The sequence below is a fragment of the Amycolatopsis sp. CA-230715 genome (assembly GCF_018736145.1).
Taxonomy (GTDB): Bacteria; Actinomycetota; Actinomycetes; order Mycobacteriales; family Pseudonocardiaceae; genus Amycolatopsis.
Genome location: NZ_CP059997.1, coordinates 9,463,471 through 9,480,868, shown reverse-complemented (window position 1 = coordinate 9,480,868; position 17,398 = coordinate 9,463,471). Strand labels below are relative to the sequence as shown.

18 protein-coding genes are annotated in these 17,398 nt (G+C 71.7%); 14 read left to right on the top strand and 4 right to left on the bottom strand.

What is annotated here, in order from left to right; translation table 11 throughout:
• The first annotated feature begins 31 nt into the window (after positions 1-31).
• On the top strand, positions 32-514 hold the full coding sequence (locus HUW46_RS43810; protein WP_215544527.1) for a DUF1579 family protein: 483 nt from the start codon (positions 32-34) through the stop codon (positions 512-514).
• 5 nt (positions 515-519) lie between these two features.
• Here the strand turns inward: HUW46_RS43810 and HUW46_RS43805 are convergent, their stop codons facing one another.
• A complete protein-coding gene (locus tag HUW46_RS43805) occupies positions 520-1,152 on the bottom strand; it encodes a TetR/AcrR family transcriptional regulator (RefSeq protein ID WP_215544526.1) in 633 nt (210 codons plus the stop codon).
• A 77-nt stretch (positions 1,153-1,229) separates the two neighbouring features.
• On the opposite strand from HUW46_RS43805, the gene HUW46_RS43800 reads away from it, so the two are divergent.
• A complete protein-coding gene (locus HUW46_RS43800) occupies positions 1,230-2,138 on the top strand; it encodes an LLM class flavin-dependent oxidoreductase (protein WP_215544525.1) in 909 nt (302 codons plus the stop codon).
• Between the two features lie 17 nt (positions 2,139-2,155).
• Here the strand turns inward: HUW46_RS43800 and HUW46_RS43795 are convergent, their stop codons facing one another.
• Genes HUW46_RS43795 through HUW46_RS43785 form a run of 3 tightly spaced genes read right to left on the bottom strand, consistent with a single transcriptional unit; the run spans position 2,156 to position 5,131 of the window.
• The gene (locus tag HUW46_RS43795; RefSeq protein ID WP_215544524.1) at positions 2,156-3,037 is read right to left on the bottom strand and encodes a LysR family transcriptional regulator; all 882 of its coding nucleotides are present in this window, start codon (positions 3,035-3,037) and stop codon (positions 2,156-2,158) included.
• Between the two features lie 4 nt (positions 3,038-3,041).
• Positions 3,042-4,529 carry an MFS transporter gene (locus tag HUW46_RS43790; RefSeq protein WP_215544523.1) on the bottom strand — a complete coding sequence of 496 codons (1,488 nt, stop codon included), beginning with the start codon at positions 4,527-4,529 and terminating at the stop codon, positions 3,042-3,044.
• Positions 4,526-5,131: a flavodoxin family protein gene (locus HUW46_RS43785; RefSeq protein WP_215544522.1), complete on the bottom strand. Its 606-nt coding sequence runs from the start codon at positions 5,129-5,131 to the stop codon at positions 4,526-4,528. The genes HUW46_RS43790 and HUW46_RS43785 overlap by 4 nt, the downstream gene beginning before the upstream one ends.
• 332 nt (positions 5,132-5,463) lie before the next feature.
• On the opposite strand from HUW46_RS43785, the gene HUW46_RS43780 reads away from it, so the two are divergent.
• The 12 genes from HUW46_RS43780 to HUW46_RS43725 are packed head-to-tail and all read left to right on the top strand — an operon-like array spanning position 5,464 to position 17,345.
• Complete coding sequence (locus HUW46_RS43780) at positions 5,464-6,273, top strand: 2-amino-3,7-dideoxy-D-threo-hept-6-ulosonate synthase (RefSeq protein WP_215550469.1); 810 nt, start codon at positions 5,464-5,466, stop codon at positions 6,271-6,273.
• Positions 6,270-7,346 carry a 3-dehydroquinate synthase II family protein gene (locus HUW46_RS43775; protein WP_215544521.1) on the top strand — a complete coding sequence of 359 codons (1,077 nt, stop codon included), beginning with the start codon at positions 6,270-6,272 and terminating at the stop codon, positions 7,344-7,346. Before HUW46_RS43780 ends, HUW46_RS43775 begins: the two co-directional genes overlap by 4 nt.
• On the top strand, positions 7,346-8,716 hold the full coding sequence (locus tag HUW46_RS43770) for a class I adenylate-forming enzyme family protein (RefSeq protein WP_254125546.1): 1,371 nt from the start codon (positions 7,346-7,348) through the stop codon (positions 8,714-8,716). The genes HUW46_RS43775 and HUW46_RS43770 overlap by 1 nt, the downstream gene beginning before the upstream one ends.
• A gap of 27 nt (positions 8,717-8,743) precedes the next feature.
• A complete protein-coding gene (locus HUW46_RS43765; RefSeq protein ID WP_215544520.1) occupies positions 8,744-9,016 on the top strand; it encodes an acyl carrier protein in 273 nt (90 codons plus the stop codon).
• Positions 9,013-9,276 (top strand): hypothetical protein, encoded by a 264-nt coding sequence (locus HUW46_RS43760; RefSeq protein WP_215544519.1) that lies wholly within the window; start codon positions 9,013-9,015, stop codon positions 9,274-9,276. The genes HUW46_RS43765 and HUW46_RS43760 overlap by 4 nt, the downstream gene beginning before the upstream one ends.
• Complete coding sequence (locus tag HUW46_RS43755; protein WP_215544518.1) at positions 9,266-10,405, top strand: beta-ketoacyl-[acyl-carrier-protein] synthase family protein; 1,140 nt, start codon at positions 9,266-9,268, stop codon at positions 10,403-10,405. Before HUW46_RS43760 ends, HUW46_RS43755 begins: the two co-directional genes overlap by 11 nt.
• Positions 10,402-11,001: a hypothetical protein gene (locus HUW46_RS43750; protein WP_215544517.1), complete on the top strand. Its 600-nt coding sequence runs from the start codon at positions 10,402-10,404 to the stop codon at positions 10,999-11,001. The genes HUW46_RS43755 and HUW46_RS43750 overlap by 4 nt, the downstream gene beginning before the upstream one ends.
• Positions 10,998-12,689, top strand: a complete 1,692-nt coding sequence (locus HUW46_RS43745) for a class I adenylate-forming enzyme family protein (RefSeq protein ID WP_215544516.1) — start codon at positions 10,998-11,000, stop codon at positions 12,687-12,689. The genes HUW46_RS43750 and HUW46_RS43745 overlap by 4 nt, the downstream gene beginning before the upstream one ends.
• Positions 12,686-13,186 (top strand): hypothetical protein, encoded by a 501-nt coding sequence (locus HUW46_RS43740; RefSeq protein ID WP_254125544.1) that lies wholly within the window; start codon positions 12,686-12,688, stop codon positions 13,184-13,186. Before HUW46_RS43745 ends, HUW46_RS43740 begins: the two co-directional genes overlap by 4 nt.
• A 2-nt stretch (positions 13,187-13,188) precedes the next feature.
• Entirely contained in the window at positions 13,189-14,097 is a 909-nt protein-coding gene (locus HUW46_RS43735; RefSeq protein WP_215544515.1) for an NAD-dependent epimerase/dehydratase family protein, read from the top strand.
• Positions 14,087-16,045, top strand: a complete 1,959-nt coding sequence (locus tag HUW46_RS43730; RefSeq protein ID WP_215544514.1) for an FAD/NAD(P)-binding protein — start codon at positions 14,087-14,089, stop codon at positions 16,043-16,045. Before HUW46_RS43735 ends, HUW46_RS43730 begins: the two co-directional genes overlap by 11 nt.
• On the top strand, positions 15,978-17,345 hold the full coding sequence (locus tag HUW46_RS43725) for a class-II fumarase/aspartase family protein (RefSeq protein ID WP_215544513.1): 1,368 nt from the start codon (positions 15,978-15,980) through the stop codon (positions 17,343-17,345). The genes HUW46_RS43730 and HUW46_RS43725 overlap by 68 nt, the downstream gene beginning before the upstream one ends.
• Positions 17,346-17,398 lie beyond the last annotated feature (53 nt).

Below are 17,398 nucleotides of genomic sequence, written 5' to 3'. Positions count from 1 at the left end.
TATACTCCGAGTTTGACAGGGTCCTGTCAAAATGGCGAAGGGGTGGACGACGGTGGAAATGGTGCGACCCGGTGCCGCGCACGAGCGGCTCCTCGCGTTCGTCGGCGAGTGGGACGGCGAAGAGGATCTGGCGGCCTCGCCGTGGGCGGAGGCCACGACGGTGAAGTCCCGCAACGTGTTCCGGCCCGCGGTCGAGGGGCTGGCGGTGGTGCAGGACTACACGCAGGAACGCCCGGACGGCGCGCGGTTCTCCGGGCACGGCTTCTTCACGGCCGACCCGGTGACCGGGGACGCGCTCTGGTATTTCTTCGACAGCGTCGGCTGGCCGCCGGAGGGGCCGGTGCGCGGCGGGTGGGATGGTTCCGTGCTCACCATGACGAAGACGACCAGTCGGGGCCAGGCGCGGCACACCTACCGCTTCGACGGCGACCGGTTCGAGCACGAGGTCGACGCGAAGTTCGGTGATGCTACGGAGTTCTCGCCGTTCCTGCGGGCGAGGTACCGGCGGACCTGACCGGGTCAGCGCGGCGAGTGTCCATAAAGGAACGTGTGGACGCCGGTGCGCACGATCCGCTCGGCCTCGTGCTCGGGAAGGACGACGCCGGGCCGTTGCCGGAACGCGACCGCGCCCGCGATGAGCAGGATCAGCTGGTCCGCCGCTTCGGTCGGATCGGCACCGGTGAGCTGCCCGTCGGTGGCGAGCCGGTCGAGCCGTGCGGCGACGGCACGGGTGACGGTCTGCCGTCCCGCGGTCCGCCATTCGTCGAAGGTCTCCGCGGGGAAGTGCTCGCGCTCGATGTCGGCGTAGCGGGCCATCGCGAAGTGCTCGGGGAAGTCGAGGCGGTGCGAGACCAGCGCGCGGGCGATGCCCAGCACGGTGGACTCCGTGTCCGCGGCGCGAGGGAGCGCGTCGATGCGCTCGGTGAACGCGGCCGCGACCGTCGCGGCCCCCTCGCTGAACACCGCGCGGAAGAGGTCGAGCTTGGTGGGGAAGTGGTTGTAGAGCGTGCGGGTGGACACCCCGGCCTCGGCGGCGATCGCGTCGGTACCCGCGCGGACGTAGCCAAGCTTGCCGAAGGTCGTGCGCGCGGCATCGACGATCGCGCGCCGCTTCTCCGGGCGAAGTCGCCGCGGCTTTTCGGTGGACGTCATGGCAGCCGATCCGATCGATGTGTAAAGTACATGGAGTACTTTACATTAAGGCTCGTTCGAGGAAGGGAGGGCACGCGATGACAACCCCACCGCGGCTCGGTGTCGCGCTGCCGGGCATCGCCGACGGCGGTGAACTCGTGGCGTCCGCGCGGCACGCCGAGGATCTCGGGTTCGAATCGGTGTGGATACCCGATCTCGTCAACGCCGAGGGCGCACCCGCGCTCGAACCGCTCACCGCGCTGGCGGTACTCGCGGGCGCGACTTCGCGCATCCGGCTCGGTGTCGGCGTGCTGGTGCCCGCGCTGCGGCCGGATGCCCTGCTCGCCGCGCAACTGGCGACCTTGCAGCGGTTGTCGGGTGACCGTGCCGTCCTGGGGGTCGGCATCGGTGGCCCGCCCACCGCTTCGTTCTGGTCCGCCGTCGGCAAGCGGGACGAGGTGAAGGGCCGTCGCCTCGACGCGGCGCTCGACCACCTGGCGAGCTTGCTCGCCGGGCGGCCGACCGTGCTGGAAGACCTGCCCGGCGAGCCTTCGGTCACGCTCGCGCCCTCGGCGGCCGCGCCGGAGGTCCTGGTCGGCGGGCAGGGAGAGGTCGCGATGCGGCGCGCGATCCGGCGTTCGGCGGGATGGCTGCCGTCCTTGCTGAGTCCGGACGAACTCGCCGCCGCGACGGCCAAGCTGCGCGAAATGGCGCTGGGGAGCGCCATACCGGAGGTGACGGTGGGGATCAGGATCTGGGACACCGAGGACGCCGCGGCGCTGGAGGCGTTCCGGGCGGCGGCGAGCGGGGTGTACGGCATGCCGCCGGAGCAGGTTGACGATCTGGTGGTCGAGGGCACGCCGCCCGCTGTCGAAAAGACACTGGCCGCCTATGCCGCCGCTGGCGCCGATCGCATCATCGTGACCACCATCGGCCGCGACTGGCGCCGTACCTGGGACACCACCCGCACTGTCGCGAATGGACTGTCCTGGACCGGCGGCGACTGAGCCGGGGCGGGGAACGGTCAGCGGCCGTCCGCGTTGCCGACGCATTCCGCGACCGCGGTGCCGATCGCGGACCTGCCGAGCCAGACGAGCCGAGTGCGCCGCCACAGCGGTGCGCTCGAAAGCGAAACCCGCACCGTGCCCTCGGTCCGGCGCGGCAGCACGCCGACCGCCTGCCCGGCGCGGATGAGGGTGGCCGCCGTTTCGGTGTCCACGCCGAAGTGCCGGAACAGCGGGCTGAACCCGGCGCGTTCGCAGGCGAGCCGGACGCTCGAACGCAGGTCGTCGGGCTCCTCGGCCGGAAACACCCATGCCTCGCCTGCCAGCTCGCGCAGTTCCACCGCGCGCCGCCCGGCGAGGTGGTGGTGCGCGGGCAGCGCGACCGGAAGCGGTTCGGCGCCGAGGTCGTGTTTGGACAGTCCGTCGAGACGGGGTACCGGTAGTTCGGCGTACTCGGTGATCAGGCCGAGGTCGAGACGGTGCCCGCGCAGTGAAGCCACGATTTCGTCCGCGTCTTCGCGGACCTGGACGAACTGGTTGCCCGCCGGGAGCAGTTCGCCGACGACGGCGGTGACCTCGGCGAGCAGGTGCCCGCCGGTGGCGCCGATCCGGACGGACGGCTCGGTACCGGTGCCCGAGGCGAGCGAGCGCGTGGTGGCGAGCAACTGGTCGAAGCGCACCAGCACATCCCGTGCGCCGCACACGAACTGGCTCCCGACATCGGTCGGGACCGCGCCGTCGGCGCCGCGGTGGAACAACGCGATCCCGAGATCCTGCTCGATCCGCTTGAGCTGCGCGGTCAATCCCGGCTGTGCGATGCCGAGCGCGGCGGCGGCACGGCTGATCCCGCCCGCGTCCGCGACGGCCACCACGACCTGCAGGTGCCGGAGCCCGAGTTCCACCGCCTCACCGCTCCTGCCGGAAGCAGCCGAGGATCACCAGGCACCCCACGAGTGAGACGGCCGCCGTCCACGTCGCCGTCACGTGCATGGCGTGCAGGTAGGCGTCGTCGGCCGCGGCGGTGAGGTCAGGGCGGCCGAGCGAGCGCGCGCCCTCCGCGGATCCGGTGGCCCTGGTGGCCAGCTCCGCGGGAAGACCGGCGGTGGCGGGCGTGATCGCGGTCCGGTATCCGGCGGACAGCACGGTGCCGAGCGCGGCCACCCCGATGGTGCTGCCCAACGGCCTGGTCAGGGTGGCGATCGCCGAGCCGGCCCCGGTCCGCCCCGGCGGCAGCGTCGCCACGAGTTCCGCGGTGACCGGCGCGAACACCAGCCCGGTGCCCGCGCCCTGCGCGAACAGCACGACGACCAGCCACGCCAGCGGGGTCGTCGCGTCGAAGAGCACGTACACGGCGAACGTGGCGGTCGCGGTGAGCAGGCCGAGCAACACGGTCGTGCGCAACCCGATGGCGGCGACGACCCTGGTGCACAGCTGCGTGCCCAGCACGATCCCGACCGCGGCCGAGAGCATCACGAACCCGGCCTGCTCGGCGCTGAGCCGCCGGACGCCCTGCAGGTAGAACGCGCAGTAGAACAGCTGACCGGCGAGACCGGCGAACGCGAGCAGCAGCCCGAGCGTGCCACCGGCGAAGCGGCGGCGGGTGAACAGCGTGACGTCGAAGCTCGGGCGGGCGGACCGCTTCTGGTGCCAGGTGAAAACGCCCAGCACCAGCACACCGCCGAGGACAGGGAACACCGCACCCGGTGCCGAAGGACCCGCCGCACCGCCCGCCTCGATGATTCCGTACACGAGCGCGCCGAGGCCGAGCGCGGACAGCACCATCCCGCCGGGATCGAGCGGACGGCGGTCCGAAGTGGACAGACGAGGCACGAGGAACAGCGCACCGAGCGCGCAGACCGCCGCGATCGGGACGTTCACGAGGAACACCGCGCCCCACGAGAACCGGGACAGCAGGAAACCGCCCAGCACGGGCCCGATCGCGACGGCCACCCCGCCCGCCGAGGACCAGATCGCGATCGCCCTCGCGCGGAACCCCGGCCGCGCGCCCAGCGTGGCCAGCGCGAGGGAGGCCGGGGTGACGAGCCCGCCGCCCGCGCCCATCACGCCCCGCGCGGCGATCAGCGCCACCGGCGCGGTGGCCAGTGCCGCGGCGACCGAGGCCAGCGCCAGCACGGAAACGCCGGTGACCAGCACCGCCTGCGGGCCGAACCGGTCGGTGAGCGCGCCACCGGTGAGCGTCAGCGCGGCGAACATCAGGGAGTAGGCGCTGATGGACCAGGCCAGCTCGGTCGAACTGGCCCCGATCCCGCGCACCGGGTCGGACAGGATGTCCGCGGCGATGTTGAGGATCGTGTTGTCGAGCAGTACCAGCGTCTGCCCGACCACGGCCACCGCGAGCGCGGCACGCGCGCGTGTCCCGGTCAAGGTGCTCACGACTGCAGCGCCAGCCTTCCCGCGGCGAACTGGCGGGTGCAGGCCGCGACGCGCCTGCCGAGGTGCTCGGCCGTGGCGAGGTCGGATCCGCGCATCGCGTCCGGTTTCTCGTCCACATTGGACTGCGAGCAGGCGCCGAGGTGGAAGCCGAGCCGGTTCAGGTCGTCTTCGCTGCCCTTGCTGGAGTTCCAGCCGGGCGGGAGTCCGAGGCTGACCCACAGCATGCCGTGCTGGGCGGCCAGCGTCGCGAAGTAGCCGAGCGTGCTGGACTTGTCGCCTGCCTTGGAGCCGGAGTTGGTGAACCCCGCCGCCAGCTTCCCGACCCACCGGCCGGTGAACCAGCGGCGGCTGCTGGCCTCGGCGAAACCGTGGAAGGCCGCGGACGCGGTGCCCATGTAGGTCGGCGCGCCGAACACGATCGCGTCCGCGTCGTCGAGTGCGTGCCAGTCCGGCATCGCGATCCGGTCCACCTCGATCATCGCCACTTCGACCTGCTCGACGGCCGACAGACCGGCCAGTACCGCTTCGGCGAGCCGTGCGGTGTGGCCGCGGCCGCCGTGATAAGCGACGGCGACCCTGGCGAGGGTGTCTGAACGGGTCACGTGGCTCTCCTCGGTAACGGCTTACCAGGTTCGCCTCACTTTCCCAGCCGCGCCTGAGATAACTTTCAAAGAGTTCAGATCCGGCCGGAAATCAAGTTCATTGAGAAACCGCCCCCGACTTGCCGAAGTGCCCGCCCGCAAGGGAAAACGGCCGAACCGGCGGTCATCCGCCGAATCGCGTCCTGACCACGCGAAACGCCATTTCTCAACGCGGCATAACCGGAAAATTATGGTCGGTCGGTATTGGTGCCGCCGCGCCGCCGCCGGGCAGACTCGGCGCCGGGAACAGTTCGCCCATCCCCAGAATCCGCAGGAGGTGACAGGAGGTGTCCATGCTCGCCGACGGGAAGTCGTTCCGGCTGCGAAGGCTTTCGCCTGCCGGTGACGGCCGGTACCTGTTCGTGCCGCTCGACCACAGCGTCTCGGACGGCCCGGTGACCGGTCGTCGCGACTGGGCCGGGCTGATCCGGTCGATCGTGGCAGGCGGCGCCGACGCCGTCATCGTGCACAAGGGACGCGCCCGCACCATCCCGCCCGAAGCGCTCGGCGGGTGCGGGCTGATCGTGCACCTGTCCGCTGGCACCGTGCACGCGGCGGACGTCGACGCGAAGGTGCTCGTCGGCGACGTCGAACGCGCCGTCGGTCTCGGCGCGGACGCGGTGAGCGTGCACGTCAACGTCGGCTCGGACACCGAAGCGCGGCAGCTTGCCGATCTCGGCGCGGTGGCCGACGCCTGCGACCGCTGGCACGTGCCGCTGCTCGCGATGATCTACCCGCGCGGCCCGCGCATCACCGACCCGCGCGACCCCGTGCTGCTCTCGCACGTGGTCAACATCGCCGCCGATCTCGGCGCCGATCTGGTGAAGACCTCCACCACGGCCACCCCGGACCGGATGGCCGAGGTGGTCGACAGCTGCCCGATCCCGGTGCTCGGCGCCGGTGGGCCGCCCGACTCCGCGAACGTGGCCGCCTACGGGGCCGGGCTGATGCTGGCAGGCTGCGCCGGGCTCGCGGTCGGCCGCCGCGTGTTCTCCGCACCGGACCCGGCCTCCGTCGTGGCACGCCTCGCGGCGGTCGTGCACGCCGAGTCCGGCGAAGTTCCCCAATCCCCCCATTCCTCCGTCACGACAGGTGTCGCATGAAGTTCGCATGGATCGACGTCCGAGGCATCGCCCCCGAACTCCGCGCCGCGGTGGTGGATGCCGCCGTGCACGCCAAAGCGCACGGCGTGGTCTCCGACGACGCGGCGCTGCTGCAGACCCTTCCGCCCACCGTCAACGCCGTACTGATCGGCGATGGGGACGCGGCCGTCAAGATCACCGAGATCACCGGCACCGACGAGCTGGCCCGATTGTCCACATCGGACACCGGTGCGGGCGCGCTGGTCCGCGTCGTCGACGACCGCACCCTGCGGCTCGCCTGCGACGCCGCGGTCGCGCTGCCCTACACCGTGGTCGACTTCGCCGACCCGACCAAGATCCCGCTCGAAATCGTGCTCGCCGCAGCAGACCGCGCGCCGGGCAAGCTCGTGACGGTCTGCGCCGACCTCGAAGAAGCAGGCATCGTCGTCGACGTCCTCGAGCGCGGTTCCGAAGGGATCCTGCTCGCGCCGAAGGACGCCGGTGAGGTCTTCGCGCTCATCCGGCTGCTGGAGGCCTCGACACCCCAGCTCGACCTCGCCACGCTCACCGTCGACCGCATCGAGCACCACGGGCTCGGCGACCGAGTGTGCGTCGACACCTGCACCCACTTCGCCGAGGACGAGGGGATCCTGGTCGGCTCGTACTCGACCGGGTTCATCCTGTGCTGCAGCGAAACCCACCCGCTGCCGTACATGCCGACCCGCCCGTTCCGGGTCAACGCGGGCGCACTGCACTCCTACGTGCTCGGCCCGGACAACCGCACGAACTACCTCAGCGAACTGGGTTCCGGGAGCACGGCGCTCGCGGTCAACGCGGACGGGAAGACCCGCCGCGTCGTCGTCGGGCGCGCGAAGCTGGAATCGCGGCCGCTGCTGACGATCACCGCGCACTCCGCCGACGGGCTCGTCGTCAGCCTCACCGTGCAGGACGACTGGCACGTGCGCGTTCTCGGTCCCGGCGCCAAGGTGCGCAACGTGACCGAGTTGCAGCTCGGCGACGAACTGCTCGGCTACCTGCCGACCGACCAGCGCCACGTCGGCTATCCCATCGGCGAGTTCTGCCGGGAGTCGTGATGCCCGGTTCGATGGCGCGGCTCGTCGAGGACCTCTTCGCCGCACATCCCGGCCACCTGCCCTACCTGGCGCACGGCGACGACGTGCGCACGCGCGCGGACCTGCACGCGCAGGTCCGCGCGGAGGCGGCCGTCTTCGCCGGGTGCGGGATCACCGAGGGCAGCACCGTGCTGCTGCAGGTGCCGCCGAGCTACACCCAAGTGCAGGCGATGCTGGCGCTGTGGTCGCTCGGCGCGCAGGTGATGCTCGTGGACCACCGGTTCAAGACGGCCGAGGTGGACGGCATCCGGTCCGTCGGCAGGCCGCAGTTCACCGTCCGAGGTGGACAGTCCGGTGCGACACCGTCGTTCGCGCGCGAATACGAGCTGTGCACCAGTCACCACCCCACCGGCGAACCGGCGGACACCGGGCACCGGCTCGTGCAGTTCAGCTCCGGCTCGACCGGGGCGCCGAAGATGATCGGCCGCACACCCGAGTCGATCGCCGCCGAAATCGACCGGTTCACCCGGATCGACGGCATGCCCTCGCGAGGGGAACGGGTGCTGCTGCTCAGTTCCACGGCGCACAGCTTCGGCCTGATCGCCGGGCTCCTGCACTCGCTCGCCCGCGGTGTGGCGGCGGTGTTCCCGGCCAGGGTGTCGGCAGCGGACATGCTCGCCGCCGCGGCCCGGCACGACGTCCACCTGTTCTTCGGCACCCCGTTCCACTACGAGCTGCTCGGCACCGCGCGCGAGCTGCCCGCGCTGCCGTCGTTGCGCGGCGCGGTCAGCGGCGGCGAGATCATGGACCCCGCGGTCGCCGCACGGTTCGAAGCGAAGTTCGGGTTCGCGGTCGGGGAGTCCTACGGCAGCACGGAAACCGGCGTGATCGCGATGGACGTCAGCGGCCGCATGCGACCGTCGGTCGGGCGCGCGGCCCCCGGTGTCGAAATCCGGGTGCGCGCGGACGAACTGGAGGTCAAGGTCCCCGACGGGTCGCCGTATCTGCGGTCCACAGTGGACGAACGATTCGAGGACGGCTGGCTCCGCACCCGCGACCGCGCGGAGATCGGCGCCGACGGCGGGGTGCGCCTGCGCGGCCGCGGCGACTCGCTCGTGGTCATCGGCGGGCTCAAGGTCGACCTCGGCGAGATCGAGGCCGCCCTGCGCCAGCACCCCGCGGTGACCGACGCGGTCGTGGTACACGACGAGGTGATCGACGCCTACGTCGTCGGCGAGGTCACCGGGCCCGACCTGCTGACCTGGTGCGGTGAACGCCTCGCCGACTACAAGCTGCCCCGTCGCGTCCGCCTGCTCGCCGCGCTTCCCCGCACCTCCAACGGAAAGCTCGTCCGCCGCCACGAAGTGCTCCGCGCCGCCGTCCCCGCCTGATCCCGCGACCCCCGAGGAGAAACCACGATGTCCGCAGTCCTTGAAGACGAAATCCGCGCCTTCGTGCTCGACACCATCACCGCCGACATGGGCCAGCCGCTCGACCGCGACCAGGTCGGCGACGCCTCACCGCTCGGCTCCGGCGGGATCGACCTCGACTCGCTCAGCCTGATCGAACTGACCATGCGCCTGGAGCGCCGGTTCCAGGTCGAGTTCCCCGAGACCGATATCGAACCGCTCGGCGCGATGAGCCTCGGCGAGCTGGTCGCCGATGTCGCGAAGCGGGGCGCCACCGCATGAGCGCCCGCGCCAGGACGCTGCCGGACACCGCGCAAGTGCGCGACCTGCTGTCGGATCCGAAGATCTTCCCCGAGCTGACCGGGGACGAGGTGGAGTTCGTGCTCGACTCGCTCGGCCTGGTGTGGTTCCTGCACCTGCTGGAGCTGCGGCACGAGATCGCCGCCGATCCGGTCGCCGGGTACTTCACCGGCCCGACCTCGGCGGCCAGGATCGCCGAAGGGCTCGCGCGCGACCACCGGGGTGAGCGCGATGACCGCTGACGTCGTGGTCACCGGGTACGGCGTGCGGACCGCCTTCGGCAGCGGGCCGGAGGCGGCCACCGGCGGGGTGTTCGACGGCCGCACGACGTTCCGGCGCGTGCGCAGGTTCGACACCACCGGGTTCCGGTCCGGGTTCGCCGCCGTACCGGACGACACCGCGACCCCGTCGCTGTCCGCGGCGCTGGCCGAAGTCGCCGACGCCGCCGTGGGCATGGCGGACCTCCCGCCCGGTGACGCGGCCGTGCTCCTGGGCACCGCGGGGGATTTCACCGCGGTGACCCGGTTCTGGCGCTCGGGCGGGGAAGACGCCACGGGCGTGGAAGACACCGTGCCCGCCGCGCTGGCCGACTCGCTGGCGGCCCGGTTCGGCGCGCGAGGACCGAGGTACGCGTTCACGAACGCGTGCGTCGCCTCGGCCACCGCGATCGCGACCGGGTGCGCGCTGATCGCCAGCGGCCGGGTGGACGGCGCGATCTGCGCGGGCGGATACCTCGTCGAGGTCGAGAACCAGGCGAAGTTCGATTCCGGCTGGGCGCTGGCGAAGGACGGCACGCTCCGCCCGTTCAGCGCCGGGCGTTCCGGACTCCTGCTCGGCGACGGCGCCGCCGCCGTGGTGCTCGAATCGGCCGACGCCGCGCACACCAGGGGCGCGCCCGCGCTCGCGCGGGTCAGCGGATGGGGAATGGCCTCCGACGCCCACCACGTGGCACGGCCGCATCCCGGAGCGCGCGGACTCGTCGCCGCCTCGCGCATCGCGCTGCGCCGTGCGGGCGCGCGGCGCGTGGACTACGTGAACGCCCACGGCACGGGCACCAAGCACAACGACGTCGCCGAGACGCGCGGGTTCCACGAACTGTTCGGCCCCGCGGCCGCGACCGTGCCGATCAGCTCGACCAAGGGGACCACCGGGCACCTGCTCGAAGGATCGGGTGCCGTCGAGTTCGCCATCGCGTTGACCGCGCTGCGATCCGGGTTGGTGCCGCCGACCGCGGGATTCACCGAACCCGACCCCGCCTGCGACCTCGACTACGTGCCGAACGAAGCGCGCGAGGCGCCGCTGCGGCGTGTGCTGACCGTGAACGCGGCCTTCGGCGGCGCGAACACCGCGCTGATACTGGAGGCGGTGTGAAGCCGGGAGTGCTCGCCGCGGCGATCGGCGACTCCGGAGCGGAGCAGGTCAGCGGGTTCATCGAATCGCTGTTCAACCCGATGGTGAACCAGGTCGCCGCGCGTTGCCTCACCGCGAGCCCGGTGGCGGGGGAGCGGACCGGGATCGTGCTGGTGAGTGTGCTCGGCGACAGCGGCACGACCGATCTCGCCAGCCGCCTGCTCGTCGGCGGGCAACCGCACAACCCGTTGCTGTTCATGCAGGCGACGGCGAACGCGATCCTCGGCTTCGTCAGCGCGGAGTTCGGGATCTCCGGCCCGCTGCTGTCGGTGTCCACAGAGGACGATCCGCTCGACCTCGTCGCACTGCTGCTCGACGACGGGGAACTGGACCAGATCCTGCTCATCGGGATCGAACTGGCCGCCACCGCGCGGACGACCGCCGCGCACCGCGTCCTCGGCACCGAACCACCCGGCGGCGACGTCGCGGTCGGGCTGCTGCTGGGCCCCGCGGGCGACGGACCACCGGCGGTGCCGTCCGAACCGGGCATATCCGGGCTCCTCGCGCTGGCGAGCGAGCACGCGCACATTCGTGGACACCAAGGAGGACAACCGTGATCGGCAAGGACGAACGCGCGCGGATCATCGAGGACACCGAGCTCGGCGCGGGCAACGTGCTGCACCGCGTCAAGGCCTACGGCAGGCCGATGGACGAACGGGTGCTGTGGACCGACGGCACCTGGCAGGCACCCGGCGGCGGCTCGCCGAGCGTGCTCACCCTCGGCGAACTCCACGACGTGGTCGAAACCTACGCGAGCTGGTACCACGCCAGGGGCGTGCGCCCGCGCGATCCCGTCGCGATCCACACCTACTCCAGCACCGAGTTCGCGATCAACTTCCTGGCGCTGACCTCGCTCGGCGCGATCCCGTCCTTCGTCAACGGGAACCTGCGCCCCGAGATCGCCCGCGAATACGTGCGCCGGCAGGGCGCCGTCGGCGTCCTCACCGACGAGGCGCACGCCGCCGTCTTCGAAGGCCACCTCGACTCGCTGAACCTCACCTTCGGGACGAGCGCGGCGGCGATCGGCGCCGAAGAACGGCGGCCGCTGCCCGCGGCGTACCCGTACTCGCACGACCGGACCGACCCGATCATCATCTCGCACTCCTCCGGCACCACCGGGATGCCCAAGGCCGTACCGCACACCCACGAAACCCTGCTCTACGCCCAGTTGCACCGTCTCAAACTGTCCGTCGGCTCCGCGATGGGGCGCCTGCTCGTCGCGCTGCCCGGCTCGCACAACGCGGCGATCTCGGTAATGATGTTCGGCCTGCTGCTGCGCTCCCCGGTGTACCTGCTCTCCAGCCAGCGCGGCGGCGACGTGCTGGACGCGGCCGAGGAGTTCAAGCCCACCACCATCTTCGCCTTCGCGGGCACCTATGGCGAGATGGCCGCGCACGATCTGTCCGAACGCGACCTGTCCTCTGTGGAGGCTTGGTACAACACCGGTGACGCCGCGCACGAAGCGCACGTCCGGGCCCTCATCGCGCAGGGCAGCTTCGAAACCGTCGGCAAGGACCTCAAACGGCACCGCGTGGCGGGTTCGGTGTTCACCGACGGGCTCGGCTCCTCGGAAACCGGCTACTCGATCTTCCACAACGGACACAAGCCCGGCAGCACCGCCTACGGGCGCTGCATCGGGAAGCCGATGAGCTTCGCGCAGGCCGCGGTGCTCTCCGAGGACGGAAAACCGCTCCCGCCCGGCGAAATCGGCAGGCTCGGCGTGAAGTCGCCGACACTGACGCCGGGGTACTGGAACGACTCGCTCACCTTCCACCGGCTGCGGCTCGGCGGCTACTGGCTGACCGGCGATCTGTCCTATCAGGACGAGGAAGGCCGGTTCTACCACCTCGACCGCGCACCGGACGCGATCAGGACCGGCAGCGGCATCGTGTTCAGCACCAGGACAGAGGAACTGCTCCTGCGCGAGTTCCCCGAACTGGCCGACTGCACCGTCGTCGCGGTCGCGCCCGACGGCGTGCGCGCGGACTGGGACGGCGACGGGACGGCCGAGGCCTACGTCCTGCTCCAGGTCGGCGAGGGCGCGGGAATCCGCGACGAGCGGGACGACGCGACGTGGACCGTGGTGGTGAACGAGGTGCTCGCCGCGCACGGGTTCCCGGCACTGACCAAGGCGTTGCGGATGGACGCCGCCGACGTCGTCAAGGGCGCCACCGGCAAGGTGCTCAAACGTGAGATGCGGGAACGGTTCCGCGCCCGCCTGCTCGCCGCGGGGGACCCGGCATGACCGCCGTCGAAAGGGCACAGCCGTCCACTATGGACGTCTACCGGCAGTGGTGGCTGCACGACGCGCGCTGGTACCAGGGTGTGGCGAAGCGTTTCGGGCACGAGGTGGCCAACGAGATCAACGCCGAGGCGATGCGGTACGTCGCCGAACACGTCGGCCGGATCGTCACCAAGCGCGCGGGCGGAAAACCGCCCGCGGACATCGACGACCTGCGTGAGAGGTACGAGTCCTGTTCGGACGCGATGTTCCCGGCGGAACTGCGGGACGGTGCCATCTCGGTGGCGGGCGAGGATCTCGTCGAGCTGACGATGCGCCGCAACTTCGCGGTGACGATGGTGCGGATGGCCGGCTCCCTCGACGGCTACGAATGCCCGTGCACCGACATCCACGCCGGCTGGTCCGCCGGGCTCGGGGTGCGGCTCACCGAGAACTGCGCGACCAGTTGCCTGCGGCACGGCGACGCCGAATGCCGCTTTCTGATGCGGAAGGGGGAGTAGCCGTGCGAGTGCTGGTCGCGGGCGCGAGCGGGGTGCTCGGCCGGAACCTCGTGCCGCTGCTGCGGGCCCAAGGGCACCACGTGACCGCGATGGTGCGGGACCCGGCCGCCGGCGTCACCGGCGCCGATGACGTCGTGATCGCCGACGCGCTCGACCGCGAAGCCGTGCACGCGGCCGTGCTCACCGCGAAACCGCGCGCGATCGTCCACCAGCTCTCGGCCCTGCGCGGCAACGATCTGGAAACCACGGCGCGGCTGCGCACCGAGGGGACCGCGAACCTGCTCACCGCGGCCCGCGAGTCGGGCGCGGACCGGTTCGTCGCCCAGAGCATCGCCTTCGCCACCGCGCCGGTGGGCGACCGCGTCGGCGACGAGGACGCACCGCTCTACCTCGACGCGCCCGACGAGGGCTGGGCGCGCACCGTCGCGGCGGTCGCGGAACTGGAAAGGCTTGTGCTGCACGCGAAGGACGTCGTGGGCGTGGTGCTGCGCTACGGCACGCTCTACGGCCGCGGCACCTGGTACGACCCCGGCGGGAAGATCGGGGCCGCACTCGCCACGGGACGCTTCCGGTTGCCCGAAGTCGCGCGCGGGATCACCTCGTTCGTGCACGTGGACGACGCGGCGCTGGCCGCGGTCGAAGCGGTCGGCGGCGACGTGCGCGGCACCTTCAACATCACCGACGACGAACCGGCGGAGGCCGAGGTGTGGGCACCGGAGCTGGCGAAGGCGTTCGGCGGCCCGGAACCCCGCCGCGTGCCGGCCGAACTGGCCGAACGCCTGCACGGCTGGCTCGGCGCCTACCAGCTCACCGCGTTGCGCGGCGCCGCCAACGACCGCGCCCGCCGCGCGCTGAACTGGAAGCCCACCAGAGCGACCTGGCGGAACGGGATCACCGGCGATGACCGGTGAGCTGCGGATCGGCCTGATCGGCGCCGGTCCGAGGGGCACCTCGGTGCTCGAACGCCTACTGGCCAATGTGGACGGTCAGCCGCTGTCGGTGCACGTCGTCGACGAGTACCCGCCAGGACCGGGCCGGGTGTGGCGGACCGGGCAGCACGGCGGCCTGCTGATGAACACCGTCGCCTCGCAGGTCAGCATGTTCACCGACGAAAGCGTCCCGTGCGCGGGCCCGATCGTGCGCGGGCCGAGCCTGCACGAATGGGCCACGCGGGTGGCCGCGGTCCCTGGCGCTTACCCGGACGGCGTGCGCGCGGAGGCACGCGGACTCGGCCCCGACGACTACCCGACGCGGGCGTTCTACGGGCACTACCTGCGCTGGGTTTTCGACCGGCTGCGCCGCGGCGCGCCGCCCAACGTCCGGATCTCCGTGCACGCCACCTCCGCCGTCGCGCTCGACGACACCCTCGACGGACGACAGGTGATCGTGCTGCGGGACGGCTCGACGCTCGCCGGTCTCGACGCGGTGGTGCTCGCGGTCGGGCACGGGCCGCTGGCCGGCGGCGGCGAACGGGAACGCCTGGCGAGGTTCGCCCGCGCGCACGGTCTCACCTACGTCGCGCAGGCGAACCCGGCCGACGTCGACCTCACCGGGCTCGAACCGGGGGAGCGGGTCGCGTTGCGAGGGCTGGGGCTCACCTTCTTCGACTACCTCCACCTGCTGACCGAAGGACGCGGCGGCATCTTCGAGCGCACCGGCGGCGGACTGCGGTACCTGCCGTCCGGCCGCGAACCGCGGCTGCTCGCGGGATCGCGGCGCGGCCTGCCGTACCACGCCCGAGGCGAAAACCAGAAAGGCCCGTTCGGCAGGCACATTCCGTTGTTCCTGACCCCCGCCGTGATCGACGACCTCCGTCGACGCGCGAAAGCGGGCCACCCGGTCGACTTCCGCGAAACCGTGTGGCCGCTGGTGGATCTCGAAGTCAAGGCCGTCTACTACCGCACACTGGTGGCATCGGAGGTCTCGGACGCCGCCGCCCAGACCTTCCTCGACGAATTCGTCCGCACCCGTGACGAGGAGCCTGGCCTGAGGCGGCACGGCATCGGCGAGCGCTGGGACTGGGCGCGCATCGAATCCCCGTACGGGACCAGGATCTTCACCGATTCCGCGGAATTCACCGCGTGGCTGCTCGACCACCTGCGGGAGGACGCGCGCGAAGCGCGGCTCGGCAACGTGGCGAGCCCGCTCAAAGCGGCACTCGACGTCCTGCGAGATCTGCGCAACGAGGTGCGGCTCGTAGTGGACCACGGCGGTATCGACGGCGGCTCCTACCGCGACGAGCTGGAACGCTGGTACAACCCGCTCAACGCGTACACCTCGATCGGCCCGCCGGTGCGGCGGATCGAGGAGATGATCGCGCTCGTCGAGGCGGGCGTGCTTCGGCTGACCGGGCCGGGGATGACCGTGGCACCCTCGGCGTGGGACGGCTGCTTCCTCGTCGGCTCGGGTACGGCCGCGCAGGAGACCGAGCCGGTGACCGGTCTCATCGAGGCGCGGCTGCCCGAGGTCGACCTGCGGCGCAGCGACAACCCGCTGCTGCGGTACCTGCTGGCGACCGGTCTGTGCCAGCCGTACCGTATGCGCGACGGCGATGCCGGGTGCTACGAAAGCGGTGGCCTCGCGGTCACGGGCAGGCCGTACCGGGTCGTCGACCGGCGCGGGCGGCCGCACCCGGCGCGGTTCGCGTTCGGGATCCCGACCGAGGGCGTGCACTGGGTGACCGCCGCCGGGATCCGCCCCGGCGTCGGATCGGTGACCCTGGAGGACGCCGACGCGATCGCGCGGGCCGCGCTGGAATGCTGCCTGCCGCGCGAGAACAGGAGAGGAACGGATGACGGACAGCGGTCTCCTCGGCCCGGTGTGGGCGGGGACCCCGATCGAACCGGTGGTCGGCGATGAGGCGTGGCTGCGCGCCATGATCGACGCCGAAGCCGCACTGGCGAGGGCACAGGCGAGGCTGGGCCTGATCCCGGGGACGGCGGCGGAGTCGATCACCAGCGCCGCCTCGACCGCACGGCTCGACCTGCGGGAACTGGCCCTGCGAGCGAGGTCCGCGGCGAACCCGGTCGTGGCGCTCGTACCCGCGTTTACCGACGCCGTCCGCGAGATCGACCCCGACGCGGCCGAATACGTCCACCGCGGCTCGACGAGTCAGGACATTTTGGACACCGCGTGCATGCTGGTGGCCCAGCGCGCACTCGCCCTGATCGAGACCGACCTGACCGCCGTCGCGAACTCGCTCGCCGGACTCGCCGAAGCCCACCGCGAAACCGTGCTGGCCGGGCGCACGCTCACCCAACACGCCGTGCCGATCACCTTCGCGCTCAAAGCCGCGACCTGGCTGCAGGGCGTGCTCGACGCGCTCGCCAGGGTGCGGGAAGTCGTGCTGCCCGCCGAACTCGGCGGCGCCGCGGGCACGTTGTCGGCGTACGGGGCGTACGCCGAACTCGACGGTGGATCGCCGCTGCCGCTCGGCGGAGCCGAACTGATCGCGCCCTTCGCCGAGGAGACCGGGCTCGCCGAACCGGTCACCTGCTGGCACACCGCGCGGGCGCCGATCGCCGATCTCGGTGCCGTCGCGCAGTTCGTGACCGGGGCGCTCGGAAAGCTCGCGCTCGACGTCCAGATCTCGTGCCGCACCGAGATCGCCGAGCTGGCCGAGCCGTTCGCCGCCGGGCGTGGTGCGTCGTCGGCGATGCCGCAGAAGCGGAACCCGGTGCTGGCGACGCTGATCCTGTCCGCCGCGCGCCAGGTCCCGTCGCACGCGCTCGTGCTGTCGCAGAGCATGCTCGCCGACGACGAACGTCCTGGCGGCGCCTGGCACGCCGAATGGCAATCGCTGCGGGAAGCGCTCCGGCTCACCGGCGGCGCCACGCACACCGCCGCCGAACTGTGCGCGGGACTCGTCGTGTACCCGGAGCGGATGGCGGAAAACCTCGCGCGCACCGGCGGCGCGATCGTCGCCGAACGGCTCACCGTCGCACTCGCCCCGGTACTGGGCAAGGCGCGCGCCAAAAAACTGCTCACCGACGCCGCGATCGAAGCCGACTCCACGGGAAAGCCGTTCGCCTCGGTCGTCGCGGCCCTGCCGGAGCTGACCGACCTGCTCGCCGACGGCAAGCTCCTCGACCCGCGCGAGTACGTCGGCGCCTCGGACGCGCTCGTCGACCGCGTGCTCGCGCGCCACCGCGCACTCTGACCACAGTGGACGGTTCGGTGCGTGGTGGGGCGCGTCGGGAAGCGCCCCACCCC